The following is a 25,567-nucleotide window of genomic DNA, read 5'->3' on the forward strand; positions in this document are numbered from 1 at the left end:
GCCCGAGTGCGGGGCGTCGACGACCAGCCACCACCAGGTGTCGACGGGCGTGGTGCCGGAGAACCGCTCGCCGCGGAGGTCGAGCGCGGGACCCGCGACGCCCACCAGCCACGCCGAGCCGGCCGCCGCCGCCACGGCCAGCGCGACCCCGCCGCCGAGCAGCCACCCGGCCGTGCGGCGGTCGCGCAGGTCGAGCCGGCCCACGGCCATCCCCGCGAGCAGGTACGCGGTCCACGGCAGCACCGGGTAGTAGCCGGTCAGGGTCAGCGTGACCAGCAGCTGCCCGGGGTCGGCGAGCGAGTCGAGCGCGGCCTGCGGGCCCGGGCCGGCGGGCAGGCCCGCCCGCAGCACCTGGCTCACCACCGGGCCGGCGACGGCCAGCACCGCCGCCCCGGCCGCGAGCACCCCCGCCCGCAGCCGCAGCAGCGGGATCGCGACGACGAACAGCAGCGCGTAGTAGGCGAGGATGACCGCGATCGGGGGGCCGAGCCCGGCCAGCGCGAGCCCGAGCAGGCCGACGAGCAGCGCGCGCACCAGCAGGCCCACCCCGGCCGCGGCGTGGTCCCGGCCCGCGTCGTCCCGGCCCGCGTCGTCCCGGCCCGCGGGGTCCTGCAGCCCGCGCGTCGACAGCGCGATCCCCACCCCGGCGAGCACCGCGAACAGGGCCGAGGACCGCCCGTGCGCGACGAGCCCTGTCAGCGACGCCGACCCGCCGGGGTCCACCAGCGGCAGGGTGTGGGTGGCGAACATCCCCGCCAGGGCGACCGCCCGCGCGGCGTCGACCCCGAGGACGCGGTCGGCGCTCAGCGCCGCGTCACCTGGGTGACCGGCCCGTCCGGGGCCGCGTCGACGCTGCGCAGCCAGGTCTCCAACGCGTCGCGCGCGGCGGACAGCGGGGGCCGCTGGGCCGGGTCGTTGTGCATCGCGGCGTGCAGCAGCGCGGTGTGGGCGCTGCGCGTCGGGAGCTGGGAGAGCGGGGCGCCCGCGGCGGCCGCCCGCAGCCCGGAGACGGCGTCGGCGTGCGTGCCGCGGGGCGGATGCCCGGACAGGGCGTAGGAGATGGTGGCGGCGAGCTGCCACGAGTCGGACTGCGGGGTGGCCCGCTGCCCGCCCGCGACCTCGGGGGCGAGGAAGTCCGGGGTGCCGAGCACGAACCCGGCGACGGTCAGCGTGGCGTCGCCGGTGCGGCGGGCGATCCCGAAGTCGATCAGGTGCGCGTACCCCGCGGCGTCGACGATCACGTTGCCCGGCTTCACGTCCCGGTGCATCACCCCGCGGGCGTGCGCGGCGTCCAGCGCCCCGGCGACCGACGCCCACGCCCGGGCGGCCGCGATGTCGTCGAGCAGCCCGCGGGAGCGCACGAGCTCGCCGAGCGGGGTGCCCACGACGTGCTCCATCACCAGGACCAGGCCCTCGAGCTCGGCGAGTCCGGGGTCGCTGCGGGCGTCGACGAGGTCGAAGATGCGGACGCAGTTGGGGTGGCGCACCGAGCCCAGCGCCGTGGCCTCGCGCCGGATGCGCTCCTCGGTCTCGGCGTCGGGGGTGTGCGCGGCCTTGAGCGCGACCTCGTGGCCGAGCCGCGCGTCGTGGGCGAGCCAGACCTTGCCGAAACCGCCGGCGCCGAGGCGCCGGATCATCCGGAACCGCGGCTCGCCGGAGCGCGCGCCCGCTGCGGCCGCGGCCCCGAACAGCGGCCCGGGCGCGACGAGGGTCGGTGTCGGGCCCGCCCCGGAGCGCGGCACCGACACCAGGGGCTCCGGCGGGCGCGTGAACTGCCGCCCGGCCGCCGCCGACCGCGCGGACGCGACGTCCTCGGGCCGGGTCGGGGGCACCGGGCGGCTGCGGATCGGCGCGCTGCGGACCGGCCCCCGCGACACCGGGTCGGGTTCGCGCGCCGGGGCCTCCCGGCGCCGCGACCGCGCGGGCTCCAGCGAGCGGCGGACCGCCTCCCGGGACGGGCGCCCGGCCAGCAGCACGAGGAAGATCCCCACGAACGCCCCGCCGACGGCGCCGATCCACAGGTGCCCCGACGACCCCGCGGGCGTCGCCGCCGTGAGGAACGGCACCGCGAGTGCGGGGATCCAGAACAGGTGCACCGGCCAGGTGGGGCCGCGGCGCAGCGCGAGGCGGGCCTGGACCCACACGAACACCGCGACGAGCAGCGGCAGGACGGCGAGCACCCCGATCGCGAGCCCGAGCGCGGCGGGGTTCGCCGGGTCGAACGCCTGGCGGACCGACGTGCCGCCCAGGTAGTCGCCCTGCGAGGCGAAGACGAGGTCGGCGAACGGGACCGGGATCGGCTCGGCGAGTGCGGCGACGTCGGACGAGCGGAGGCCGGTGACCTGCTCCCCCGCGGCGGCCGACCGCACGACCTGCCCCGTGGCGGTGAACGCCAGCCAGGGCAGCAGCCCGGCGGACCCGACGCCGAGCACGACGAACCCGAGCGCGGCCCCGCCGCCGTAGCGCGACCCGATCCCCTTGCGCCACAGCGCCAGCAGGAAGGCCCCGACCGCGGGCAGCAGCCCGACCAGCACCCCCAGCACCGTGATCGCCCAGGCCCAGCCGCCGACGACCACGTCGGTGTTCAGCACGGCCCTCAGGCCGGAGATGAGGGCGGCGACCAGCGCGGTGACCCCGTCCACGCCGTCCTCCCCGAGCCTCTCGCCGCCACGACCTCCCCCACTATGGCATCACCGCGCCGGGAGGACTCCCAGCGCGTCCGGGGCGGCCCGCAGCGACGCCAGGTCGGCGAAGCCCGCGAGGGCGAGGGTGAGGTCGAGCTCGGCCAGCACGCTGCGCAGGACGTGCCGCACGCCCTCCTCGCCGCCGATCGCGAGCCCGTAGGCCATCGGGCGGCCGAGCAGCACGGCGTCGGCCCCCAGCGCGAGGGCGATCGCGGCGTCGGCTCCGGTGCGGACGCCGGAGTCGAACAGCACGGGCGCCCGCCCGCCCACGGCACCGACGATGCCGGGCAGCGCGTCGAGCGACCCGATCGCGCGGTCCACCTGCCGCCCGCCGTGGTTGGACACGATGATCCCGTCCATCCCGGCGTCGAGCGCGTGCAGGGCGTCGTCGACGTGCTGCACGCCCTTGAGCACGATCGGGCCGTCCCAGTGCTCGCGCAGCAGGTCGAGCCGGTCCCAGCGCAGCGCGGTGCCGGTGAACATCGGCACCCACCGCCCGACCGCGGCCATCAGGTCGTCCTCGGGGGCCTTCGCCAGCCCCGCCCGGAACGCCGGGTCGGAGAAGGGGATCGCCGTGCCCACGCCGCGCAGGAACGGCAGGTAGGCGCCGTCGAGGTCCATCGGGCGCCAGCCCAGCGTCCACGTGTCGAGCGTGACGACGAGCGCGGTGTACCCGGCCGCGCGGGCGCGGTGCAGCAGGCTGACCGTGACGGCGTCCTCGGTGGGCCAGTACAGCTGGAACCAGCGCGGGCCGTCGCCGCCGGCCTCCGCCACCTCCTCCGTCGTGTACGACGAGGCGGTCGAGAGCACCATCGGCACCCCCAGCGACGCCGCCGCGCGGGCCACCGCGAGCTCGCCGTCGGCGTGCAGGATCGACATGACGCCGACCGGGGCGGTGAGCAGCGGGGCCGGCGTCGCCGTGTCGAGCACGGTGGTGGACCAGTCGCGGGTCGTGGTCTCGCGCAGCATCCGCGGCACGAACCCGTGGCGGTCGAACGCGGCCCGGTTCGCGCGCATCGTCGTGCCCTGCCCCGCGCCGCCCGCGACGTAGCCGAAGGGCCCGTCGGTCAGGACGGACCGGGCCGCGGCCTCGAGCTGCGCCGGGTCGGTCGGGTGGCGGGGCACCTCGTCGCCCAGCCCGCGCAGGTAGATCTCGGCGGCGTAGGAGGAGAAGGGGGCGGTCATGAGGGCAACCTACGGTGGGCGTCGAGGTCGACGTTGAGCCGGTTCAGCAGGGTCGCCAGCGCGTCGCCGTCCTCGGCCGACCACGACTCCAGCACGTCCCCCATCCGGGTGGCGCGGCCCGCCCGGACGTGCCGGACCTGCGCGTCGCCCGCCGCGGTGAGCGCCACGCGCATCGCGCGGCCGTCGGTCTCGGTGGCGACGAACCCGGCCGCGCTGAGCCGGGAGACCCGACGGCTGGCGGTCGGCTTGGTCAGCCCGAGGCGGGCCGTGAGCGTCGTGAGGTCCTGCGGGCCGTGCTCGTCGAGCAGGGCCAGGACGGAGTAGGTGTAGCGGTCGACGGCCGGGTCGTCGCCGTAGCCGACGGCCCAGACCTCCTCCAGCGTGCGCCGCAGCAGCACGGTGACCTCGCGCTCGACGCGGGCGAGGACGGCGGTGTCGGAGATCACCGGCGGACGATCGGGACGAGGGGGCACGAACCCATACTACGTGTGTTGCGTCATGCAACGTTGCGGCGTGCAATGCAAGGCATGTGCGGACTCTGTGGATGGATCGACTACGACCGGAACCTCGACGACCCCGCTGCCCGGCGCGAGCTGGCCGACATGACCGCGACGATGTCCTGCCGCGGCCCGGACGACGAGGGGGTGTGGGTCGACGGCACCGCGGCGCTCGGGCACCGCCGCCTCGCCGTCATCGACGTGCCGGGCGGCCGCCAGCCCATGACGCTCACCGAGGAGGGGGCGGTGCGGCTCGCGCTGGTCTACAGCGGGGAGACCTACAACTACCGCGAGCTGCGCGAGCGCCTGGCCGCGGCGGGGCACCGGTTCGACACCGCCAGCGACACCGAGGTGGTGCTGCACGCGCACCGGGAGTGGGGCCGCGACGATCCCCGGGACGCCGTCCGCGAGCTCAACGGCATGTTCGCCTACGCCCTGTGGGACACCGGCGCGCAGGAGCTGACGCTGGTGCGCGACCGGCTCGGCGTCAAGCCGCTGTACTACTACCCCACCCCGCACGGCGTGCTGTTCGGCTCGGAGCCGAAGGCGGTGCTGGCCAACGCGCTGGCCGAGCGCGTCGTCGACGCCGACGGGCTGCGCCACGCGCTGTCGTTCGTCGCCGACCCCGGGCACGCGGTGTTCCGCGGGCTGCGCGAGGTGCCGCCCGGCCACGTCGTCCGGGTCGGCCGCGGCGGGATCCGCGAGGAGCGGTACTGGCAGCTCGCCGACACCGGCCACACCGACGACGTCCCCACCACCGTCGGGCACGTCCGGGAGCTGCTGGAGGACACCGCGCGCCGCCAGCTCGTGTCGGACGTCCCGCTGTGCACGCTGCTCTCCGGCGGGCTCGACTCCTCGGCGCTCACCGCACTGGCGGCGCGGAACACCCCGGACCGCGTGCGGTCGTTCGCCGTCGACTTCGCCGGCTACACCGAGAACTTCACCGCCGACGACGTCCGCGGCACCCCGGACGGCCCCTACGTCCACGAGGTCGCGCAGTTCGTCGGCACCGACCACACCGACATCACGCTGTCGACCGCGCAGCTGATGGACCCGGCCGTCCGCGCCGCCACGCTGCACGCCCGGGACCTGCCGGTCACCACCGGCGACCTCGACACCTCGCTCTACCTGCTGTTCCGGGCCGTCCGGGAGCGGTCGACGGTGGCGCTGTCCGGCGAGAGCGCCGACGAGGTGTTCGGCGGCTACCGCGACTTCCACGACGCCGACACCGTCGCCGCCGACACGTTCCCGTGGCTCGCCGGCCGCATGCTCGCCCACGACGTCACCGGGCCCGGGCTGTTCGACCCGGCCCTGACCAAGGAGCTCGACCTCGCCCACCACCTCGGCGACAGCTACCGCACCGCGCTCGCGCAGGTGCCCGAGCTGACCGGCCCCGCCGCCGCCGACCCGCACGAGCGGCGGATGCGCGAGATCTGCTTCCTCTACCTGACGCGGTTCCTGCCGAACCTGCTCGACCGCAAGGACCGGATGAGCATGGCCGTCGGGCTGGAGGTGCGGGTGCCGTTCTGCGACCACCGGCTCGTCGAGTACGTGTTCGGCACGCCGTGGGCGCACAAGACGTTCGACGGGCGCGAGAAGAGCCTGCTGCGGGCCGCCACCGCCGACCTGCTGCCGGAGTCGGTGGTGCAGCGCGTCAAGAGCCCGTACCCCTCGACGCAGGACGCGGGCTACGAGCAGGCCCTGCGCGACCGGGTCGCCGCGCTGGGCCCGGACGCTCCGGTCGCCCCGCTGCTCGACCCGGACGCGGTGCGGGCGCGCGTCGCCGAGCCCGTCGGGAACGGGATGGGGGCGCGCTGGGCGCTGGAGCAGGTGCTGGCCCTGGACGCCTGGCTCACCGACTACGACGTGCGGGTGGCCCTGTAGGCGGAATGCGGCCGCGCGGGTCCGGCGTTGGCGGTGACATGGGCCTCACCCGCACCACCGGACCGCTGTCCCCGCGCGCACCGCAGACCGTCAACTACGCGGTCGACGGACCGGCGCACAAGCTCCTCATGCACCCGTTCCCGCGACGGGTGCGCGCCGAGTTCGCCGGCCGCACGATCCTCGACACGACCCGCGGCGTCCTGCTGCACGAGACCGCGCTGCTGCCGCGGCTCTACGTCCCCGAGGACGACATCGACCTCACCGCGTTCGTGCCGAGCGCGCTGAGCACGCACTGCCCGTTCAAGGGCGACGCCGCCTACCGGACGCTGCAGGTCGGCGACCGGACCGTGCCCGACGCGCTGTGGAGCTACCCCGAGCCGGTCGGCTCCGCCTCCTGGCTGACGGGCTACGCCTCGCTGTACTGGGAGGCGGCCGACGCCTGGTTCGACGAGGACGAGCAGGTCTTCGCCCACCTCACCGACCCCTACACCCGCGTCGACGTCCGCCCGACGAGCCGGCACGTGCAGGTCTTCGCCGGTGACGAGCTGGTCGCCGAGTCGCACGCCCCGCTGCGCCTGGACGAGACCGGCCTGCCCACGCGCTGGTACCTCTCCCCCGGCGACGTCCGGGCGACCCTGACCGACAGCGACACCCGGATGCGCTGCCCGTACAAGGGCGAGTCGAGCTACCGGAACCTGCGCCTGGCCGACGGCCGCGAGATCGCCGACGCCGCCTGGGGCTACGCGGACCCGCTGCCGGAGTCCGCGCGCATCGCCGGGTACCTCAGCTTCCTGCACGACGACCTGCGCACGGTCGTGGACGGCGAGGAGATCTGACCGGCCCTCAGGACAGCCGCAGCGCGGCCACCGTCTCGCCGTCGTCGACCTCCCCGGTCGGGACGAAGCCCAGGCGGCGGTAGAACGGCTCGGGCCCGCCGGGGCCCTCCACCCAGCTGGTGACGAGCCGGGTGCGGCCCTGCTCCCGCAGCCGACCGGCCAGCAGGCCGATCGCGCGGGCCCCGATGCCGCGGCGCTGGTGGCGACGGTCGACCAGCGGCCGCCACAGGTAGGGATCGGGGACCGTCGAGGTGACCTCGGCGAGCATGAGGAACCCGGCGGGCTCGCCGTCCGCGGTGATCATCCGCAGCCACGGGACGAGCGGCACCCCGTCGACGGACTCGGGGAACAGGGCGTCGGCGAACGACACCGCGGTGGTGGCGACGAACCGCTCCTGGCTGCGGTGCGTCGCCAGCCGCCACACGGTGCGGGTGTTCGACGCGTCGACCGGTACCAGTGCGACGTCGTCCGGACGGCCCGTGGGGCGGGCGCGCCAGGCGTCGCGGTCGGCGGCCAGCAGGGCGTAGCGGTCGTCGTCGAGCCAGGCGCCGCGCACGAGCGCCGCGGACGGCGACCGGCCCTCGTAGCGGAACCCGAGCTGCTCGAGCAGGTGCGCGGAGCGGACGTTGTCGGGGTCGAGCGTGGCGGTGATCCGATGCACGCCGCGCCCGTCGAGCAGGGCGTCCACCAGCGCCGACACGGCCTCGCGGGCGAGGCCGCGCCCCTGGCGGTCGGCGCGGAACGAGTACCCGATCCCGGCCTGGTGCCCGGCCGCGTCGAGGCCGACGGCGAGGTCGCCGACCACCTCGCCGTCGTGCTCCACCGCGATCTGCACCCAGCGGCCCGGCTCGGGCCCGCGGGGTTGGGCGGCGAAGTGCTGCCGCATGGCCGCTGCGTCGACCGGGAGCGGCCAGTCCTGGAAGCGCGCCACCCCGGGGTCGTCGTGGTAGGCGGCGACGGCGGGTGCGTCGTCCGGGGTGCAGGCGCGCAGCGTCGACCGGGCGGTGCGGATCGGCAGCATCGGCGCAGTGTCGCCGACCGGGGCGGGTCTGCCGAGCGGATTGCGCCGCTGCCAGGGTGGGGTCATGACGTCCGTCGAGGTGCCGACGTCGGCGGGCCGGGTGCGCGGGCTCCGGGAGGGCCCGTCGGTGGTGTTCCGCGGCATCCCGTTCGCCGCGCCGCCGGTCGGGCCGCACCGGTTCGCCGCCCCGGTCCCGGCCGCGCCGTGTGACGGCGTGCGCGCCGCCCTCCGGCCCGGCCCCGCACCACCCCGGCCGGGCCACCCGACCACGGGCGACGACTGGCTCACCCTCACCGTGTGGACCCCCGACCCGGGCCGGGCGGCCCTGCCGGTCATCGTGTGGATCAGCGGCGGCGGCTACCTGGCCTGCGACTCCGCCGACCCCTTCCTGCAGGGCGACCTGCTCGCGGCGGCCGGTGCGGTCGTCGTGAGCGTCCACTACCGCACCGGGTGCGAGGGCTTCCTGCACGTCGACGGCGCGCCGGACAACCGCGCCCTGCTCGACCAGCTCGCCGCGCTGCGGTGGGTGCACGGGGAGATCGCGGCGTTCGGCGGCGACCCGGACTCGGTCACCGTCCTGGGCCAGTCGGCGGGGGCGGGGTCGATCGCCGCGCTGCTGGCGATGCCCGCCGCGGCGGGGGCGTTCCGGCGCGCGATCCTGCAGAGCGTCCCCGGCACGTACTTCTCGCCCGCGCTGGCCGCCGACGTCGCCGTCGCGGTGTGCGCGGGCCTCGACCGCACCCGGCTCGCCGACGTCGACCCCGACGTCCTGGTCGCGGCGACCGCGGCGGTGACCGACGGGCTGGTGCACCGCGCCGACGACTGGGGCGCGGTGGCCTGGTCGTCGACGCCGTTCTCCCCTGTCGTGGACGGGGAGGTGCTCCCGCAGGCGCCGTGGCCCGCGCTCGCCGCGGGGGCCGCCCGTGACGTCGACCTGCTCGTCGCGCACACCCGCGACGAGTACCGCCTGCTCGCCGCGCACCTGCCCGACACCGACGACGACGGGGTCGACGCGCTGGTCGGGCGGCTCGACCCCACCCCGGGCGCGGCCCGCTACCGGGAGGCGTTCCCGGCGTCCGAGGTGCGCGAGACCGCCCTGGCCGACTGGCTCCACCGGATGCCCGCCCTGCACCTCGCCGAGGCGGCCGACCGGGGCGGGGCCCGGGTGCGGCTCGCCGAGCTGCGGTGGGGCTTCGGCCCGGACGGCGCCTCCCACGGGCTCGACACCCTGCTGCTGTTCGGCTCGGCCGACCTGCGCGGCGAGGTCACCGCCGCCGGGCCCGCCGCCCTCGACGAGGCCGCCCGGCTCGGGCGGACGCTCCGCGCCGAGTACCTGGCCTTCGCCGCCACCGGCGACCCGGGCTGGCCCCGCTTCGACCGGCTCGCCCGGCGCACCCGCGTCCACGACGCGCAGCCCGGTGTCCTCGCCTACCCCGAGGAGGCCTCGCGCCGGATCTGGCGTGACCGCAGGTTCGGGGTGCTCGACCTGCCGGACCGGCCGGGGCTCACTCGTCGTCGACGAGGAGCGCCTCCAGCGCCGGCATCGCCGCGGCGAGGGCCCGGCGCTGCTCGTCGTCGAGACGGGTGAGGCGGCGGGCGACCAGCGCGGTGCGCGTCGTGCGGACCTCGGTGAGCCGCGTGGCACCCAGCTCGGACAGGGTGATCAGGACGCCGCGGGCGTCCTGGGGGTCCGGGGCGCGCACGACCAGGCCCTGCTCGTCGAGCGCGGAGAGCACGCGGCTCATCGTGGGGGCGGTGACCGCCTCGCGCCGCGCCAGGTCCGACAGGCGCAGCGGGCCGCACTGCTCCACCGTGACCAGCGCCGAGAGCTGCAGCGGCGGGATCGACTCGCGTCCGTCGATCCGGATGCGCCGGTGCAGCCGGCCCACGGCGAGGCGCAGGTGGGCGGCGAGCTCGGTCAGCTCGGCGTCGAACGGGTCGGGGTCCTCGAGAGGGGCGGCGTCGTGGGGGGCGGCCGCGTCGATCCGGTCAGAACGGGCGTTCATCCCCGCATCGTGCCAGGTCAGACCTTCCGCAGTCGCACCCCGGTGACGCTGTGGTCGGGGCCCTTGCGCAGCACCAGGCTGGCACGCCCGCGGGTGGGCAGGATGTTGCGCTGCAGGTTGGGCCCGTTGATCTCCGCCCAGATCTTCTCCGCCCGCGTCACCGCCTGTTCCTCGGTGAGCTCGGCGTAGCGGCGGAAGTAGGACTCCGGGTCGCGGAACGCGGTCTCGCGCAGCCGCAGGAAGCGGTCGACGTACCAGCGGCGGATGTCCTCGGTGGCGGCGTCGACGTAGACGGAGAAGTCGATGAAGTCGCTCACCGCCAGCGCCGCCCGCCCCGGCATCGACGACGCGGGCTGCAGGACGTTGAGGCCCTCCAGCAGCAGGATGTCGGGCCGGTGCACGGTGGCCTTCTCGCCGGGGACGATGTCGTAGACCAGGTGGGAGTACACCGGCGCCGCGACCTCGGCCCGCCCCGCCTTGACCTCGGTGACGAACCGCAGCAGCGCGCGCCGGTCGTAGCTCTCGGGGAAGCCCTTGCGGGTCATCAGGTCGCGGCGGGCCAGCTCGGCGTTGGGGTGCAGGAACCCGTCGGTCGTCACGAGCTCGACGCGCGGATGCTGCGGCCAGCGGGCGAGCAGCAGCTTGAGCAGCCGGGCGGTCGTCGACTTGCCGACCGACACCGACCCCGCCACCCCGATGACGAACGGCGTGCGCGCGCTCTGCGCGCCCAGGAACGTGCGGTAGGCGCGGTAGAGCCGGCCGCCCTCCTGCACGTGCAGGGTGAGCAGCCGCGAGAGCGGGAGGTAGACCTCGCGGACCTCGTCGAGGTCGACCTCGTCGCCGAGGCTGCGGACCCGCTCCAGCTCCTCCGCGGTGAGCGGCAGCGGCGTGGCCTCCCCCAGCTTCGCCCACGCCTCCCGGTCGAAGTCGACGAACGGCGAGGACGCCTCGCGGGCGAGGCTGCTGCGACCGGTCATGGGCGGCTGCCGTTCATGAGGGGTCAACCTAGGTCGTACCGGGCCCGACCGCGGGCGGGGGTGACGTGCGGCTCACCCGGGAGTGTCAAGGGTCACCGGCATCATGCGCCCATGGACCTGACCCGTGAGCAGGTGCTCACGCACCGTCTGCACGCGCACGGCCTCGTGGAGCGGGCGAGCGCGCTCACCGACGTCGCCGTGCTCGACCTCGGCGTGCAGAACTCCCCGCCCGGTTCCCTGCCCGTCGCCCTGTCCGCGCGCCTGCGGGAACCGCTGGGCCCCGACGAGGACCCCACCGACGGCGGGGCGTTCACCCTGGTCTGGTCGCACCGCGGGGCCCCGCACCTGCACCGCACCGCCGACCTGCCGGCCCTCGCCGCCGCCTGCTGGCCCCGCGACGACGCCGACGCCGCCGCCCGGCTCGGTTGGCAGAAGGCCCGCGCGGCCGCGTCGGGCGGGGCGGCCCGCTCGGCGTTCCGCACGGCGGCCGACGCGGTGCGGTCGGTGCTCACGGCCCCGATGACGAAGAGCGAGCTGAGCACCGCCGCCACCGCGGCCGTCCCCGCCGAGCTCTCCCCGTACTGCGCCGCCTGCGAGGTCCACCACATCGGCGAGCAGCTGCTCCGCGTCACCGGGCTCGCCGCCGGGGTGCGGCTGCGCGGGGCCCGGCCGCTCGTGCTGGAGCCGATCCCCGACTGGCCGGGCCCACCGGCCGACGACGCCGCGGGCACCGCCGCCCTGCAGCGCTCCTACCTGCGGTTCTTCGCACCGTCCACCGAGGTCGAGATCGCCTCGTTCCTGGGCACCTCGCGCGCGGCGGCGGCCCCCGACCGGCCCGACGACCTCGTCGCGGTGCGGGTGGAGGGGCGGGCCGCGGCCGCGCCGCCCGAGGTCGTCGACGCCGTGCGGGCCGCGGAACCCGTGCCGGTCGTGCGGCTGCTGCCGCCGTCGGATCCGTGGCTGCAGAGCCGTGACCGGGAGGTCCTGGTCCCCGACGCCGCGCTGCGCAGGACGATCTGGAAGCCGATCGGGTCGCCGGGGGTGGTGCTGTCCGGGATCGACGTCGTCGGCACCTGGCGCACGAAGCAGAGGGGCCGGACCCTGCGGGTGGAGATCGCGTGGTCCGGACCCCCGGTCGACCTCGGCGACGAGCCCGAGCGCCTGGCCGCGGTCCGCGGGGCGTCCGGGGTCGAGGTGGTGTGACGGGTGGCTCGGTCTGGGACCGGGCCACCCCGGGTACGTCACCGGAACGTGTCCCTAGACTGAGCCGACCGAAGCACCGAGGAGCCCGATGACGGTCCTGCTGTCCGTCCTGGGACTCCTGGGCGTCGCCGTACTGACGTTCGGCACGTTCGTGGCCGTCGCCTCGGAGTTCTCCCTCACCGCGCTGGAGCGCAGCCAGGTCGACGCCCACGTCGCCGAGGCCGACGACGCCCGCGCCCGCACGGTGCAGCGGGCCCACCGCGACCTGTCGTTCCAGCTCTCCGGCAGCCAGCTGCTCATCACCGTCACCACGCTGGTCACCGGCTACATCGCCGAGCCCGCGATCGCGTCGCTGTTCCGGCCGGCGCTCGACGCCGCCGGTCTGCCCGAGGGGCCCGCGGCCACCACCGCCACGATCCTGTCGCTGCTGGTCGCCACCACCCTGTCGATGGTGTTCGGCGAGCTGGTGCCGAAGAACCTCGCCATCGCCAACCCGCTGCGCACCGCGCGCAACGTCGTGTGGCTGCAGAGCGGGTTCGCGCACGCCTTCCGCTGGCTGATCAGCGCGCTCAACAGCGCCGCCAACGCCGTCGTGCGCCGGGTCGGCGTCGAACCGGCCGAGGAGCTGCGCTCGGCGCGGTCGCCGCGGGAGCTGTCGTCGCTGGTCCGGTCGAGCGCGCAGAGCGGCACCCTCGACGCGGGCACCGCCACCCTGCTCGACCGGTCGCTGCGCTTCACCGACCGCGTCGCCGAGGATCTGATGACCCCCCGCGTCCGGGTGGCCTCCCTCGACGCCGACGACACCCTCGCCGACCTCATCGCCCTCGCCCGCCGCACCGGCTTCTCCCGGTTCCCGGTCGACGCGGGCGACCCCGACACCGTCCTCGGCGTCGTGCACGTCAAGCAGGCGTTCGGCGGACCGGACCGCCGCACCCCGCTGCGCGAGCTCGTCCAGACCGTGCCCACCGTCCCCGGCTCCCTCGACGGCGACGCCCTGCTCACCGCGCTGCGCGGCTCCGGGCTGCAGATGGCCGTCGTCGTCGACGAGTACGGGGGCACAGCCGGGATCGTCACGCTGGAGGACCTCATCGAGGAGATCGTCGGCGACGTCCACGACGAGCACGACGGCGCCGAGCGCGCCCAGGTGCAGCCCCTCGTCGACGGCGGGTGGCTGGTCTCGGGCCTGCTGCGCAGCGACGAGGTCGTCGACGCCACCGGGTTCGCGATGCCCGACGGGCCCTACGAGACCCTGGCCGGGCTGGTGCTCGCGCAGCTGGGCAGGCTCCCCGACGTCGGCGACGAGCTGGTCGTCGACGGGCGGCGGTTCACCGTGACCCGCCGCGACCGCAACCGCGTGGCGGAGCTGCGGATGCACCCGGCCCAGCCGGCGCCCGCCGTCCAGGAGGCCTCCCGTGGGTAGCGACGTCCTCGCCCTGCTCGCCGCGGTGCTGCTGCTCGCGGCCAACGCGTTCTTCGTCGGCGCCGAGTTCGCGCTGGTCTCGGCCCGGCGCGACCGGCTGGAGTCGATGGCCGACTCCGGTCAGGGCTCCGCCGCGGTCGTGCTCCGCGCGCACGCCGACCTCTCCCGCATGCTGGCGGCCTCGCAGCTGGGCATCACGATCTGCTCGCTGCTGCTGGGCCGCCTCGGCGAGCCCGCGGTGGCCCACCTGATCGAGGGCCCGCTGGCGTTCGTCGGCCTGCCCGAGGCCGTGCTGCACCCCCTCGCGTTCGCGATCTCCCTCGCGGTCGTCGTGGTGGCGCACATGGTGCTGGGCGAGATGGTGCCGAAGAACATCGCGATCGCCGGACCCGAGGCCGCCGCGATGTGGCTGGTGCCCCCGTTCCTGGTGTTCACCACGGTGGCCCGCCCGCTGATCGCGTTCTTCAACTTCCTGGCCAACGGCGTGCTGCGCCTGGTCGGGGTGGAGCCGCGCGACGAGCTGGAGGCCGCGTTCACCTCCGGCGAGCTGGCCGACCTGATCACCGAGTCGCGCCGGGAGGGCTTCCTCGACGACGAGGAGACCAGCCGCCTCACCCGCACGCTGCGCTCGGCGCAGGCCACCGTCGCCGACGTCCTCATCACCGCGGGCGACCTGGTGACGCTCCCGCCGCACCCCGTCGTCGGCGACGTCGCCCGCGCCGTCGCCGACACCGGTTACTCGCGGTTCCCGCTGCGGGCCCGCGACGGCCGCCTCACCGGGTACCTGCACGTCAAGGACATCCTCGACCTGGCCGACGACGAGGCCGCCGCCGTGCCCCCGGCCCGCGTGCGGGCGCTGCCCGAGGTGTCGACCGGGGCCCGGCTCGACGAGGCGCTGGCCGTGCTGCGGCGCCACCGCGCGCACCTGGGCCGCGCGGTCGGCCCCGACGGCGGCACCGCGGGCGTCGTCACGATGGAGGACCTCATCGAGCGCTACGTCGGCAACGTCCGCGACGCCACCCACGCGCCGGGCGACCGGGTGCGGCCCGCGTAGGGCACCGTGTCCGCCGGCCGCCTCGGCCCCGGGTAGCGTCGCCGGGGTGCGGGTGCTCGACGAACCGACGTGGCGCGGCCGGGCCGCCGCCCACCGCGCCCGCGTGGAGGTCTGGACCGTCCCGCACCGGGAGCGCCGCCGCCGCGGCGAGGCCCACCCCGTCATGGACTTCCTGTTCACCTACTACTCGCTGCGCCCCGTGCGGCTGGAGCAGTGGGAGCCGGGCCTGGGCGTGGCCCTGCGCGGGGGCGAGGACCGGCCGGGCCGGGTCCGCGACGGCGACGCCGTGCACCTCGACCCCGCCGCCCTGCCCGAGCGGCTGACCGGCACCGCGCGGTTCGTCCGGGCCCTGCTCGACGCCACCGCGTCGCGCCCGCCGCGGCTGGGCTGCTTCGGGCTGCACGAGTGGGCGATGGTGTACCGCACCGACGCGCCCCGCCACGGCGCCGTCCCGCTGCGGCTGGGATCCGCGGGCACCGACGCGGTCGTCGAGTCGCTGCCGGTGTACTGCACCCACCACGACGCGTTCCGCTTCTTCACCGCGGCCGCGGTGCCCCGCAACGCGCTCACCCCCACCCGGGAGGCGCAGGTGGACAACGAGCAGCCGGGCTGCCTGCACGCCACCATGGACCTCTACAAGTGGGCCTACAAGCTCTCCCCCGCCACCCCGTCGGAGCTGCTGGCCGACTGCTTCGCCCTCGCCGTCGACGTCCGCGAGCTCGACATGCGCGCGAGCCCGTACGACCTCGCCGATCTCGGCTACCCCCCGGTCCGCATCGAGACCCCGGCCGGGCGGGCCGAGTACGCCCGCGCCCAGGCCGGGTTCGCCGAGCGGGCCGCTCCCCTGCGGCGTCGCCTCGTCGAGGTCTGCGACCTCGTCGCCCCGCCCTCCTCCTGACGCACCGGGCCGGCCTCGGCCGGTCGAGGCCGTCGTCGTCGGTCAATGAAAGATCGACGGTTCGATAGCGTCAATGTTTCATTGACATCGGAGAGGAGGTATCAGGGGGAGGCGGTGGGCGCTCGTCGATCTGCGGGCGGGCGCGGACCGGAGGGGGTCGCGCCCGCCCGCACGCCTACCGGCAGGGCACGTTGGCCGTTCCCCTGGCCGCACCGACGGCCCTGTTCGTGCAGGTCACGCGGTTGCGGTCCTTGTTGGTCGAGAGGTTGATCCCGTACCCGGGGCCGTTGACGGTGGCGGTGTTGCCGCTGAAGACGTTGTCCAGCCCCCACCCGTCGAGGATCCGGTGGAGCTGGAAGCCGTCGGTCGGGGCCGTGGTGCCGACGTTGCCGCTGATGGTCCAGCCGTTGCCCTTCACGTCGACCCAGGAGTCCGCGTCGGTCATCCCGGTCCCGGTGAACCGGTTGTTGCGCAGGATCCCGCCGGTCGTGCCCTCCTTGAGGTCGACGGACTCGGCGCGCGTCGCGGAGATGTCGTTGCCCTCGATGAGGTTGCGGTCGCTGCGGTCCGGCCGGCAGGCGGTGTAGGTGCACCAGTTGCTCTGCGCGGTGCCGACGTAGATGCCCTCCCCCACCGCAGGCGTCCGGGAGCCGGCGTCGCGGATGACGTTGTTGCGCACCGCGTTGTCGGAGCTGTTGCGGCGCAGGTGCAGCGCCTCGTCGCCGGTGCCCTCGACGAGCAGGCCCTCGATGCGGCTGTCGCGGGTGGCGTCGGCCATCACGCCCTTCTGCCCGCCGCGCACGGTGAACCCACTGACCTGCCAGTACCGCGCCCCGTCGAGGTGCAGGGTGTACCCGGTGGCCGTCGTGCCCGCGGTGAGGACGGCGGTGCGGGGCCCACACAGCACGACCGGCCGGGTCGCCGTCCCGGCCCCGCGGGCGACGAAGGTGCCGGTGTAGGTGCCCGGGGCCAGCCGGACCACCGACCCGGGCCCGGCCGCGGCCAGCGCCCGGGTGAGGCCCGCGGCGTCGGAGACGAGCGTCCCGCCGGAGCACGCCCGCGTCGACGGCGGCGCCGCGCTCCCCACCGAGGGGAGCGCGAGCAGCAGCGCCGCGGCGAGCGGGACGACGAGCAGGCGGGCGAGCGTCATGCCCCACTGTCGTCGCTCCCGCACCGTCCGTTAGGCGGAGTGTGGGCCGTTCAGCCCAACGGAGCAGTGCCGTCCGGGGTAGGGCCGGAGCGGGGCCGTCAGGAGTACGCCTCCACCGGCGGGCAGGAGCAGACCAGGTTGCGGTCGCCGTGGGCCCCGTCGATCCGGCGCACCGGGGGCCACACCTTGCGGTCGTGCACGCCGGGCGTCACCCCCGTCGGGTAGGCCGCCAGCTCGCGCGGGTACGGGTGGTCCCACTTGTCGGCGATGCAGGCCGCGGTGTGCGGGGCCCCGCGCAGCGGGTTGTCGTCGACCGGCCACTCCCCCGCCGCGACGCGGTCGATCTCGCCCTTGATCGAGATCATGGCGTCGACGAAGCGGTCGATCTCGGCGAGGTCCTCGCTCTCGGTGGGCTCCACCATGAGCGTGCCGGCCACCGGGAACGACATGGTGGGTGCGTGCAGGCCGTGGTCGGCGAGGCGCTTGGCCACGTCGTCGACGGTGACGCCGGTGTCCTTGGTGATCCCCCGCAGGTCGAGGATGCACTCGTGGGCCACCTGGCCGTCGGCGCCCGCGTAGAGCACCGGGTAGTGCTCCCCCAGCCGGACGGCGACGTAGTTGGCCGCCGCGACCGCGGTGAGGGTGGCGCGGCGCAGCCCGTCGAGCCCCATCAGCCGGACGTAGGCCCAGGAGATCGGCAGGACGCCGGGGCTGCCGTGCGGGGCCGCCGAGACCGGTCCGACGACGCCGCGCCCGGGCAGGAACGGGGCCAGGTGCTCGGCCACCGCCACCGGGCCGACGCCGGGGCCGCCGCCGCCGTGCGGGATGCAGAACGTCTTGTGCAGGTTGAGGTGGCTGACGTCGCCGCCGAACGCCCCCGGCCGGGCGACACCGACCAGCGCGTTGAGGTTGGCGCCGTCGACGTAGACCTGCCCGCCCGCCTCGTGGACGGCGTCGCAGACCTCGCGCACCTGCGCCTCGTACACGCCGTGCGTGGACGGGTAGGTGATCATCAGGGCGGCGAGCGCCTCGCGGTGCTCGGCGATCTTCGCGTGCAGGTCGTCGAGGTCGACGTCGCCGGTGGGGGCGGTGGCCACCACGACCACGCGCATCCCGGCCATCACCGCCGACGCCGCGTTGGTGCCGTGCGCGGAGGCGGGGATCAGGCAGACGTCGCGGTGGTCGTCGCCGCGGGAGCGGTGGTAGGCCGCGATCGCCAGCAGACCGGCGAACTCGCCCTGGCTGCCCGCGTTGGGCTGCAGCGACACCGCGGCGTACCCGGTGAGCTCGGCGAGCCAGCGCTCCAGGTCGGCGATCAGCTCCAGGGACCCCTCGGCGTCGGCGGCCGGGGCGAACGGGTGCAGGTCGGCGAAGCCGGGCCAGGTGATCGGCTCCATCTCCGCGGTCGCGTTGAGCTTCATCGTGCAGGAGCCCAGCGGGATCATCGTCCGGTCCAGCGCGAGGTCGGCGTCGGCGAGGCGACGCAGCCAGCGCATCAGCGAGGTCTCGCTGCGGTGCTCGTGGAACACCGGGTGGGTCAGGTACTCGCTGGTGCGGGCCAGGCCGGCGGGCAGGGCGTCGTCGGTGGCGGCGTCCAGCTCGTCCACCGAGCCGGTGACGCCGAACGCGGCCCACACCGTCTCCAGGTGCGCGCGGGTGGTCAGCTCCGAGCACGCCACGGCGAGCGTGTCGACGTCGACGCGGCGCAGCGCGATCCCTGCGTCGTGGGCGGCGGTGGCGATCGCGTCGGCGCGGCCGGGGACCCGGGCGGTGACGGTGTCGAAGAAGGCGTCGTGGACCGGCTCCACTCCCCCGGCGCGCAGCCCGGCGGCCAGCACCGCGGTCATCCGGTGCGTGCGCCGCGCGATCGTGCGCAGGCCGTCGGGACCGTGGTAGACGGCGTAGCAGGCGGCGACGACGGCGAGGAGCACCTGCGCGGTGCAGATGTTGGACGTGGCCTTCTCCCGGCGGATGTGCTGCTCGCGGGTCTGCAGCGCCAGGCGCAGCGCCGGGTTGCCGTCGGCGTCGCGGGACATCCCGACCAGGCGTCCCGGCAGCTGGCGGGCCAGCTTCTGGCCGACGGACAGGAACGCGGCGTGCGGGCCGCCGAACGCCATCGGCACCCCGAAGCGCTGCGTGGTGCCGACGACCGCGTCGGCGCCCAGCTCCCCGGGCGGGGTGAGCAGCGTCAGCGCGAGCAGGTCGGCGGCCACGGCCACCAGCGCGCCGCGCTCGTGCGCCTCGGCGATCAGCGCGGACGGGTCGCGGACCAGCCCGGACGCGCCGGGGTAGGACAGCAGCGCGCCGAAGAACTCGCCGTCGGGCAGCCCGTCGTCGATCACGAGCTCGATGCCGAGCGGCTCGGCGCGGGTGCGCAGCACGTCGATCGTCTGCGGCAGGGTGTCGGCGTCGACGACGAACCGGTTGCTCGGCGACTTCCCCGCCCGGCGCAGCAGCGTCATCGCCTCGGCGGCCGCGGTGGCCTCGTCGAGCAGGGACGCCCCGGCGACCGGCAGCCCGGTGAGGTCGGCGACGGCGGTCTGGAACGTCAGCAGCGCCTCCAGCCGGCCCTGGCTGATCTCCGGCTGGTACGGCGTGTACGCCGTGTACCAGGCCGGGTTCTCCAGCACGTGGCGGCGGATCACCGGCGGCGTGATCGTGCCGGAGTAGCCCAGGCCGATCATCGGGACGGTCACGGTGTTGCGCGCGGCGAGGGCGCGCAGCTCGGCGAGCACCTCGGTCTCCGACGCCGCGGGGGGCAGCGTCGACGGCGCCGCGCTGGACGACCCGGGGGGCCCGTCGTGGATGGTGTCCGGCACCGCGCGGTCGGCCAGCTCGTCGAGCGAGGCGACGCCGACGGCGGCGAGCATCGCGTCGAGATCGGCGGGGCGGGGCCCGATGTGCCGGTCGGCGAACGGCACACCCTGCTCCAGGGCGGCGAGCGGGATGCGGTTCGTGCTCAACGGACGACCTCCGGGGTGACGCGGGCAGGACCGAGCTGCCCTCCCCCTCTGTCACCACCCGAAGGCACCTGAGAGATTCACCTGCACCCGCAGGCTTTCCCCGTCGGCGGACGCTCGCGCGTCACTTTCCAGAGGCGTCTGCCCGCGCGGTCCGTGTGCCTGAGAGGTTCCGGGGAGGATTTGCTCCTTCGGCGCCCGGCCCGACCTCGACCGGATCTCTTCCGCGCGGCCGTCGACCGCCCCGACACCCTACCGCGGTGCACCGGTCCGTGACCGCGGTCCGGTAGTGCTACGGACGCGACGCGGGTCACCCCGGCGACACACTTCCGCCATGACCTCGACACCCCCGCCCGTCTCGCCCACCTCCGCCGCTTTCCACATCCAGGCGGTCCTGTCCTTCGGGATCTCGCTCACCGCGGTCGCCGTCGCCGTGGTCTACCTGCCGGCCGACGGCTGGGTCCGCGCGTTCCTCGGGCTCGGCATCCTCTACGTCACGACCTCGGCGTTCACCCTCGCCAAGACGATCCGCGACCGCCAGGAGGTGAGCACCGTCGTCACCCGCGTCGACCAGGCGCGCATGGACAAGCTGCTCGCCGAGCACGACCCCTACGCGGTGCGCTGAGCCAGGAGGGTCAGGAGATGGCGCGGCGGGCGCGGCGGCGGGACAGCTCGTCCTCGGGCGTCTCGTCGACGCTGCCGCCGTCGGCGCGCTCGACCGGGAAGTCCTTGATGGAGCCGCTGATCTCGCGCATCGCGCCGGAGACGGCGATGCCGAAGACGCCCTGGCCGCCCTGCAGCAGGTCGACGACCTCCTCCGGCGAGCTGCACTCGTACACCGTGGTGCCGTCGGAGAACAGCGTGATGCCGGCGAGGTCCCGTATCCCGCGGCGGCGCAGGTGCTCCACCGCCACGCGGATGTTCTGCAGCGACACCCCCGCGTCGAGCAGGCGCTTGACCACCTTGAGGACCAGCACGTCCTTGAACGAGTACAGGCGCTGCGATCCCGAGCCGGCCGCGCCCCGTATCGAGGGCATGACCAGGCCGGTGCGCGCCCAGTAGTCGAGCTGGCGGTAGGTGATGCCGACGACCTGGCACGCGGTGGGCCCGCGGAAGCCGACGAGCTGGTCCGGCATCCCGTCGAGCCCGGCACCCAGGAGTGGGTCGGGGAAGAGCTCACCCTGCTCGGGCTTACCCGACGGCGGGTTGTCCACCGAACTCCCTCCCGCCGAGGTCCCGCGATCGGGACCCGCTGTCGGAGCTGACCGTAAGCGGGTCGACGCTCCCGGTCAACGCGGCGCGCCGGGTGGCGTCACCCGATGACGGGCGCGTCGCGCCCGGTGGTGCGCCGGTTCGACCCGTTCAGGGCTGGGCGCCGCGGAAGTCCTCCGGCGAGATGGAGTCGAGGAACTCGCGGAACTTCTCGACCTCGTCCTCCTGCTCGTCGGGGATCACGAGGCCCGCCTCGGCGAGCACGCTCTCCTCGGCGTGGATCGGGACCCCGATCCGCAGGGCCAGCGCCACCGAGTCGCTCGGCCGCGCCGACACCGTGATGCCGCCGTCGAAGATCAGCTCGGCGTAGAAGGTGCCCTCCTGCAGATCGGTGATCCGCACCTGCTCGAGGCGACGCCCGAGCGAGGAGATCACGTCCTTGAGGAGATCGTGGGTCAACGGCCGGGCCGGCTTGACCCCCTGCTGCTCCAGGGCGATCGCCGTGGCCTCCACCGACCCGATCCAGATCGGCAGGTAGCGGTCACCGCTGGTCTCCCGCAACAGGAGGATGGGCTGGTTCGCGGGGAGTTCAACTCGGACTCCCACGACGCGCATCTCACTCATGCGCTCTCCTCCTCCTGGGTCGTGCTCCGGTGCCGAGGCCGCTGGATCCTGCGATCGGGCCGCCCCGTGTCCGACGGTGTCGACGCTACACGGGCGACCCCGCCCGCGCCCGACTCCGGACGGGCGGCGGGCCGCGTCGTGCGCGTCACTCGGTGCCGGGCTCCTGCGGTCCGGTGAGGAAGACGAGGCGGAACTTCCCGATCTGGACCTCGTCGCCGTTCGCGAGCACCGCGGTGTCGACCGGCTCGCGGTTGACGTAGGTGCCGTTCAGGCTGCCGACGTCGACGACGACGAACTCGCCCGAGTCGCGGCGGAACTCCGCGTGGCGACGCGAGACGGTGACGTCGTCGAGGAAGATGTCGCTGTCCGGGTGCCGTCCCGCGCTCGTGGAGACGCGGTCGAGCAGGAACCGGGAGCCGGCGTTCGGGCCGCGCTTGACCACCAGGAGGGCGGCCCCAGCGGGAAGCGCGTCGACGCCGGAGATCGGCTGGTCCTGAGCGGGCGGCTCGGCGTCGGCGAGGAAGTCGGCCCGGAAGACCGACGTCATCTCGGGGGCGCGCTCCGGCGGTACGCCTGGCCCGTCGTTCGTGGTCACCTCGGGGTCTCCTCCTGCGGTGGTGGGGCGGTGGATCGGTCGGGGGGAACCTACCGTGCCTCGCGGGCACGGCCGGGGTCAGGCGCCCGTCAGCTCGGCGTAGGCCGCGGCGTCGAGCAGGGCGTCCAGGCCGCCGTCGGTCACCCGGAGGTCGATCATCCAGCCGGCCTCGTACGGGCCGGAGTTGACGAGCTCGGGGCTGTCGGCGAGCGCCTCGTTGACGGCGACGACCTCGCCGGTCAGCGGGGAGTAGATGTCGGAGACGGACTTGGTCGACTCGACCTCGCCGACCGAGGCGCCGGCGGCCACGGAGGCGCCGACGTCGGGCAGCTGGACGAAGACGACGTCACCGAGCTGGTTCTGGGCGTGGTCGGTGATACCGATGCGGACGACGCCGTCGCCCAGCTCCCGCACCCACTCGTGCGCCTCGGTGTACCGGAGATCGTCGGGAATCACGCCGGGAGCTTAGTCGGGGGACGGAAGGGCCGACGGAGGAGGCCCGGGGTGGGCAGGGCCGGTACGCATCGCCAGCACGAACTGGGTCAGGTACAGCACCCCGGACCACAGGTACAGCGCCGTGCCCCAGGCGGCGAACGCGAGCCCCAACGGGAGGGCGATCGCCGCCCACACCCCGTCGGCCTGGCCCAGCAGCAGCAGCGGGAACGCGTAGAGCAGCAGGAACGTGGCCGCCTTGCCCAGGTAGGTGACGACGAACGGCCCGTAGCCCCGCCCGCGCAGCACCAGCACGCAGCAGGCGAGCACCACGTCGCGCGCGACGAGCAGCACCACCACCCACCACGGGACGACCTCGCGGATCCCCAGCGCCACGAGCGCGGCGAGGATGTAGAGGCGGTCGACGGCCGGGTCGAGCAGGGCCCCGAGCCGGGAGTACTGGCCGAGCAGCCGCGCCAGCTTGCCGTCGAGCCAGTCGGTGAAGCCGCCGACGGCCAGCACCAGCACCGCCCAGCCGTCGCCCCAGCCCGGCGCGCCGTCGGCTCCCGGGGACAGCAGCAGCCACAGGAACAGCGGCACCCCGGCCAGGCGCAGCACGCTGAGCAGGTTGGGGATCGTCAGGACCCGGTCCTCGGGCGGGGCTGCCACGGCAGCAGGGTAGGACCGGACCGTGCGCGACGGCGAACCGTTGTGCACGATGTGCCCATGGACACCGCCGCCCTGAAGGCCATGCAGGCTCCGCTCAAGGCCCAGTACACCGAGGACCCCGGCACCGCGCTGGTCACGTTGAAGGCCGACGGCGAGCTCGACGGCTCCGGCATCGCCTGCAAGGTCCGCACCGCCACCGCCCTGTCGGAGGCGGGCCTGCACCCCGCCACCGGCGGTGACGGCACCCAGCTCTGCTCCGGCGACATGCTCCTCGAGGCGCTCGTCGCGTGCGCCGGGGTCACGCTCCGCGCCGTCGCGACCGCCCTGGACCTGCAGGTCTCCGGCACCGTGCACGCCGAGGGCGACCTCGACTTCCGCGGCACGCTCGGCGTCGCGAAGGACGCCCCGGTCGGCTTCCGGGACATCCGGCTGAGCTTCGCGCTCGACACCACCGCCGACGCCGACCAGATCGCCACCCTGATGAAGCTGACCGAGCGCTACTGCGTGGTGCTGCAGACCATCGTGTCCTCGCCGAACACCGACGTGACGGTGACGACTGCGTGAACGGTGCCGGTTCGCTGCTGCGCACCCTGACCGGCGCGGGCGTCGACGTCTGCTTCGCCAACCCCGGCACGTCGGAGATGCACTTCGTCGCGGCCCTGGACGGGGTCCCGGAGATGCGGGCGGTGCTCGCGCTGTTCGAGGGCGTCGCCACCGGCGCCGCGGACGGCTACGCCCGCATGTCCGGCCGCCCCGCCGCGGTGCTGCTGCACCTGGGGCCCGGGCTGGGCAACGGGCTGGCGAACCTGCACAACGCCCGCCGCGCCGGCACGCCGGTGGTGGCGGTCGTGGGCGACCACGCGCTGTCCCACGCCCCGCTCGACGCGCCGCTGCAGTCCGACATCGCCGCGGTCGCCGGCAGCGTGTCGGGCTGGGTGCGGCACAGCGGCTCCGCCGCCGAGGTGGGGGCCGACGCGGCCGACGCGGTCGCCGCCGCGCTGCGCGGACAGGTCGCCACGCTCGTGCTGCCCGCCGACGTCAGCTGGGGCGACGGCGGGCGGGTCGCGCCGCCGTCGGCCGTCCCGGCCCGGCCGGTCGCCGATCCGGAGGCCCTGCGGGCGGCCGCCGACGCGCTCGCCTCGCGCGAGCCCGCCGTCCTGCTGATCGGCGGCGACGCGCTGCGCGCCGACGGGCTCGCCGCGGCGAACCGGATCGCCGCGGCCACCGGTGCCCGGCTGCTCGCCGAGACCTTCCCGGCCCGCCTCGAACGCGGGGCGGGCGTCGCGCCGGTGGGACGGCTCGCCTACCTCGGCGACGCCGCGCGCCACCAGATCGGGGCGGCCCGGCACCTGGTGCTCGTCGGCACCCGCTCCCCCGTCACGTTCTTCGGCTACCCGGGCAAGGACGGCGACCTGGTGCCCGACGGCTGCGCCGTGCACCCCGTCGTCGACGGGGCGGGTGCGGCCGCCGCCGCGCTGGAGGAGCTGGCCGACCTCCTCGCGCCCGGCACCACCGCCGCGACGGCCCCGGCCGCCCGGCCGGAGCTGCCCACCGGGGAGCTCACGGCGGCCTCGGCGGCCGCGGTCGTCGGCGCGCTGCTGCCGGAGGGCGCGGTCGTCGTCGACGAGGCCATCACCTCCGGCGCCGGACTGCCCGCCGCCACCGCGGGCGCGCCGCGCCACGACTGGCTCACCCTCACCGGCGGCGCCATCGGCTACGGCCTGCCCGCCGCCACCGGCGCGGCGGTCGCGTGCCCCGACCGCCCGGTCTGGTGCCTGCAGGCCGACGGCAGCGCGATGTACACGATCTCGGCGCTGTGGACCCACGCCCGTGAGGGCCTCGACGTGACGACGGTGATCTACCACAACAGCGCCTACGCCATCCTGCGCGCGGAGCTCGCGCAGGTCGGCGCCACCGGCGGGCCGGCGACCGAGGGCCTGCTCGGGCTGGACCGCCCGGAGCTCGACTTCACCGCCCTCGCCCGCGGCACGGGCGTCCCCGCGGAGCGCGTCACCACCGCCGAGGGGCTGGCCGCCGCGCTGCGCCGGGCGGCGGCCGAGCCGGGACCGCACCTGATCGAGGCGATGGTGCCGTCGCCGGTCTGACCCGGAGCACGGCCACTAGGCCGATCGGCCCTGCCCAGGTCGCGAGGGGTGTCACGCCCGCCGCACCTCCGCCGCCGCTCGTCGCGGACGGCGGGCCGGTCACCGCTCGGTGACCGGCCCACCCCGACGGGCGACCCCGCGGGCGGACGTACAGT

23 protein-coding genes, 1 pseudogene and 2 riboswitches are annotated in these 25,567 nt (G+C 75.5%); of the genes and pseudogenes, 10 read left to right on the forward strand and 14 right to left on the reverse strand.

All coding sequences use genetic code 11. The features are described 5' to 3' along the window. Positions 1–189 precede the first annotated feature (189 nt). The 4 genes and pseudogenes from H6H00_RS32450 to H6H00_RS23955 all read right to left on the reverse strand — a co-directional run. Positions 190–864 (reverse strand): annotated as a pseudogene (locus tag H6H00_RS32450) (heparan-alpha-glucosaminide N-acetyltransferase domain-containing protein); the annotation flags it as partial. Continuing rightward, on the reverse strand, positions 804–2,642 hold the full coding sequence (locus tag H6H00_RS23945; protein ID WP_185717941.1) for a serine/threonine-protein kinase: 1,839 nt from the start codon (positions 2,640–2,642) through the stop codon (positions 804–806). The gene H6H00_RS23945 and the pseudogene H6H00_RS32450, both read right to left, overlap by 61 nt. 48 nt (positions 2,643–2,690) lie before the next feature. Next, complete coding sequence (locus H6H00_RS23950) at positions 2,691–3,869, reverse strand: alpha-hydroxy-acid oxidizing protein (RefSeq protein WP_185717942.1); 1,179 nt, start codon at positions 3,867–3,869, stop codon at positions 2,691–2,693. Then, positions 3,866–4,315 (reverse strand): MarR family winged helix-turn-helix transcriptional regulator, encoded by a 450-nt coding sequence (locus H6H00_RS23955; protein ID WP_185717943.1) that lies wholly within the window; start codon positions 4,313–4,315, stop codon positions 3,866–3,868. Before H6H00_RS23955 ends, H6H00_RS23950 begins: the two co-directional genes overlap by 4 nt. A gap of 81 nt (positions 4,316–4,396) precedes the next feature. Here H6H00_RS23955 and asnB point away from each other — a divergent pair, with 81 nt between their 5' ends. Both asnB and H6H00_RS23965 read left to right on the forward strand, forming a co-directional pair. Then, the gene (asnB, locus tag H6H00_RS23960; RefSeq protein ID WP_185717944.1) at positions 4,397–6,250 is read left to right on the forward strand and encodes an asparagine synthase (glutamine-hydrolyzing); all 1,854 of its coding nucleotides are present in this window, start codon (positions 4,397–4,399) and stop codon (positions 6,248–6,250) included. A gap of 38 nt (positions 6,251–6,288) precedes the next feature. After that, the gene (locus H6H00_RS23965) at positions 6,289–7,086 is read left to right on the forward strand and encodes a DUF427 domain-containing protein (RefSeq protein WP_185717945.1); all 798 of its coding nucleotides are present in this window, start codon (positions 6,289–6,291) and stop codon (positions 7,084–7,086) included. A gap of 7 nt (positions 7,087–7,093) precedes the next feature. On the opposite strand, the gene H6H00_RS23970 is transcribed toward H6H00_RS23965, so the two are convergent. Next, a complete protein-coding gene (locus H6H00_RS23970) occupies positions 7,094–8,107 on the reverse strand; it encodes a GNAT family N-acetyltransferase (protein WP_185717946.1) in 1,014 nt (337 codons plus the stop codon). A gap of 64 nt (positions 8,108–8,171) precedes the next feature. Here H6H00_RS23970 and H6H00_RS23975 point away from each other — a divergent pair, with 64 nt between their 5' ends. After that, entirely contained in the window at positions 8,172–9,695 is a 1,524-nt protein-coding gene (locus H6H00_RS23975) for a carboxylesterase family protein (protein ID WP_185717947.1), read from the forward strand. On the opposite strand, the gene H6H00_RS23980 is transcribed toward H6H00_RS23975, so the two are convergent. After that, on the reverse strand, positions 9,613–10,113 hold the full coding sequence (locus tag H6H00_RS23980) for a MarR family winged helix-turn-helix transcriptional regulator (RefSeq protein WP_185717948.1): 501 nt from the start codon (positions 10,111–10,113) through the stop codon (positions 9,613–9,615). The genes H6H00_RS23975 and H6H00_RS23980 overlap by 83 nt on opposite strands. Before the next feature lie 17 nt (positions 10,114–10,130). After that, positions 10,131–11,090, reverse strand: coding sequence for a type I pantothenate kinase (gene coaA, locus H6H00_RS23985; RefSeq protein ID WP_185717949.1), 960 nt, complete (start codon positions 11,088–11,090; stop codon positions 10,131–10,133). 111 nt (positions 11,091–11,201) lie between these two features. On the opposite strand from coaA, the gene H6H00_RS23990 reads away from it, so the two are divergent. The 4 genes from H6H00_RS23990 (at position 11,202) to H6H00_RS24005 (ending at position 15,665) form a co-directional block, all read left to right on the forward strand. Further along, a complete protein-coding gene (locus tag H6H00_RS23990; protein WP_185717950.1) occupies positions 11,202–12,293 on the forward strand; it encodes a DNA glycosylase AlkZ-like family protein in 1,092 nt (363 codons plus the stop codon). 88 nt (positions 12,294–12,381) lie between these two features. Next, positions 12,382–13,713: a hemolysin family protein gene (locus H6H00_RS23995; protein WP_185717951.1), complete on the forward strand. Its 1,332-nt coding sequence runs from the start codon at positions 12,382–12,384 to the stop codon at positions 13,711–13,713. Then, entirely contained in the window at positions 13,706–14,767 is a 1,062-nt protein-coding gene (locus H6H00_RS24000) for a hemolysin family protein (protein WP_185717952.1), read from the forward strand. Before H6H00_RS23995 ends, H6H00_RS24000 begins: the two co-directional genes overlap by 8 nt. 46 nt (positions 14,768–14,813) lie before the next feature. After that, on the forward strand, positions 14,814–15,665 hold the full coding sequence (locus H6H00_RS24005; RefSeq protein ID WP_185717953.1) for a 3-methyladenine DNA glycosylase: 852 nt from the start codon (positions 14,814–14,816) through the stop codon (positions 15,663–15,665). A gap of 175 nt (positions 15,666–15,840) precedes the next feature. On the opposite strand, the gene H6H00_RS24010 is transcribed toward H6H00_RS24005, so the two are convergent. Together H6H00_RS24010 and gcvP are read right to left on the reverse strand one after the other, a co-directional pair. Next, positions 15,841–16,815 carry a NosD domain-containing protein gene (locus H6H00_RS24010; RefSeq protein ID WP_185717954.1) on the reverse strand — a complete coding sequence of 325 codons (975 nt, stop codon included), beginning with the start codon at positions 16,813–16,815 and terminating at the stop codon, positions 15,841–15,843. 98 nt (positions 16,816–16,913) lie between these two features. Continuing rightward, the gene (gene gcvP / locus H6H00_RS24015; protein ID WP_185717955.1) at positions 16,914–19,778 is read right to left on the reverse strand and encodes an aminomethyl-transferring glycine dehydrogenase; all 2,865 of its coding nucleotides are present in this window, start codon (positions 19,776–19,778) and stop codon (positions 16,914–16,916) included. Between the two features lie 38 nt (positions 19,779–19,816). Further along, a riboswitch (glycine riboswitch) is annotated at positions 19,817–19,915 on the reverse strand. Next, positions 19,916–20,012, reverse strand: a riboswitch (glycine riboswitch). Between the two features lie 97 nt (positions 20,013–20,109). Between gcvP and H6H00_RS24020 the strand changes: the two genes are divergently transcribed. Then, positions 20,110–20,400 carry a YiaA/YiaB family inner membrane protein gene (locus tag H6H00_RS24020; RefSeq protein WP_185717956.1) on the forward strand — a complete coding sequence of 97 codons (291 nt, stop codon included), beginning with the start codon at positions 20,110–20,112 and terminating at the stop codon, positions 20,398–20,400. 10 nt (positions 20,401–20,410) lie between these two features. Here the strand turns inward: H6H00_RS24020 and H6H00_RS24025 are convergent, their stop codons facing one another. The 5 genes from H6H00_RS24025 to clsA all read right to left on the reverse strand — a co-directional run bounded on the left by H6H00_RS24025 (position 20,411) and on the right by clsA (position 23,307). Then, complete coding sequence (locus tag H6H00_RS24025) at positions 20,411–20,989, reverse strand: MerR family transcriptional regulator (protein ID WP_185717957.1); 579 nt, start codon at positions 20,987–20,989, stop codon at positions 20,411–20,413. A 148-nt stretch (positions 20,990–21,137) separates the two neighbouring features. Next, positions 21,138–21,611: a bifunctional nuclease family protein gene (locus H6H00_RS24030; RefSeq protein ID WP_172162775.1), complete on the reverse strand. Its 474-nt coding sequence runs from the start codon at positions 21,609–21,611 to the stop codon at positions 21,138–21,140. Positions 21,612–21,756: 145 nt separating this feature from the next. Continuing rightward, complete coding sequence (garA, locus tag H6H00_RS24035) at positions 21,757–22,206, reverse strand: glycogen accumulation regulator GarA (protein ID WP_304632928.1); 450 nt, start codon at positions 22,204–22,206, stop codon at positions 21,757–21,759. Between the two features lie 78 nt (positions 22,207–22,284). After that, positions 22,285–22,662: a glycine cleavage system protein GcvH gene (gcvH, locus tag H6H00_RS24040; protein ID WP_185717958.1), complete on the reverse strand. Its 378-nt coding sequence runs from the start codon at positions 22,660–22,662 to the stop codon at positions 22,285–22,287. Between the two features lie 9 nt (positions 22,663–22,671). Continuing rightward, positions 22,672–23,307 (reverse strand): cardiolipin synthase ClsA, encoded by a 636-nt coding sequence (gene clsA, locus H6H00_RS24045; RefSeq protein WP_255425345.1) that lies wholly within the window; start codon positions 23,305–23,307, stop codon positions 22,672–22,674. Between the two features lie 57 nt (positions 23,308–23,364). Between clsA and H6H00_RS24050 the strand changes: the two genes are divergently transcribed. Continuing rightward, complete coding sequence (locus H6H00_RS24050; RefSeq protein ID WP_185717959.1) at positions 23,365–23,871, forward strand: OsmC family protein; 507 nt, start codon at positions 23,365–23,367, stop codon at positions 23,869–23,871. Next, positions 23,868–25,412, forward strand: a complete 1,545-nt coding sequence (locus H6H00_RS24055) for an acetolactate synthase large subunit (protein WP_185717960.1) — start codon at positions 23,868–23,870, stop codon at positions 25,410–25,412. The genes H6H00_RS24050 and H6H00_RS24055 overlap by 4 nt, the downstream gene beginning before the upstream one ends. The last annotated feature ends 155 nt before the right edge of the window (positions 25,413–25,567 follow it).

This window comes from Pseudonocardia petroleophila, from assembly GCF_014235185.1.
Classification (GTDB): Bacteria; Actinomycetota; Actinomycetes; order Mycobacteriales; family Pseudonocardiaceae; genus Pseudonocardia; species Pseudonocardia petroleophila.

Coding starts and splice junctions, on each gene's coding strand:
- H6H00_RS23950 (WP_185717942.1), bottom strand. CDS start 3,869: ATGACCGCCCCCTTCTCCTCCTACGCCGCCGAGATCTACCTGCGCGGG.
- asnB (WP_185717944.1), top strand. CDS start 4,397: ATGTGCGGACTCTGTGGATGGATCGACTACGACCGGAACCTCGACGAC.
- H6H00_RS23965 (WP_185717945.1), top strand. CDS start 6,289: ATGGGCCTCACCCGCACCACCGGACCGCTGTCCCCGCGCGCACCGCAG.
- H6H00_RS23970 (WP_185717946.1), bottom strand. CDS start 8,107: ATGCTGCCGATCCGCACCGCCCGGTCGACGCTGCGCGCCTGCACCCCG.
- H6H00_RS23975 (WP_185717947.1), top strand. CDS start 8,172: ATGACGTCCGTCGAGGTGCCGACGTCGGCGGGCCGGGTGCGCGGGCTC.
- H6H00_RS23980 (WP_185717948.1), bottom strand. CDS start 10,113: ATGAACGCCCGTTCTGACCGGATCGACGCGGCCGCCCCCCACGACGCC.
- coaA (WP_185717949.1), bottom strand. CDS start 11,090: ATGACCGGTCGCAGCAGCCTCGCCCGCGAGGCGTCCTCGCCGTTCGTC.
- H6H00_RS23990 (WP_185717950.1), top strand. CDS start 11,202: ATGGACCTGACCCGTGAGCAGGTGCTCACGCACCGTCTGCACGCGCAC.
- H6H00_RS23995 (WP_185717951.1), top strand. CDS start 12,382: ATGACGGTCCTGCTGTCCGTCCTGGGACTCCTGGGCGTCGCCGTACTG.
- H6H00_RS24010 (WP_185717954.1), bottom strand. CDS start 16,815: ATGACGCTCGCCCGCCTGCTCGTCGTCCCGCTCGCCGCGGCGCTGCTG.
- H6H00_RS24020 (WP_185717956.1), top strand. CDS start 20,110: ATGACCTCGACACCCCCGCCCGTCTCGCCCACCTCCGCCGCTTTCCAC.
- H6H00_RS24030 (WP_172162775.1), bottom strand. CDS start 21,611: ATGAGTGAGATGCGCGTCGTGGGAGTCCGAGTTGAACTCCCCGCGAAC.
- H6H00_RS24050 (WP_185717959.1), top strand. CDS start 23,365: ATGGACACCGCCGCCCTGAAGGCCATGCAGGCTCCGCTCAAGGCCCAG.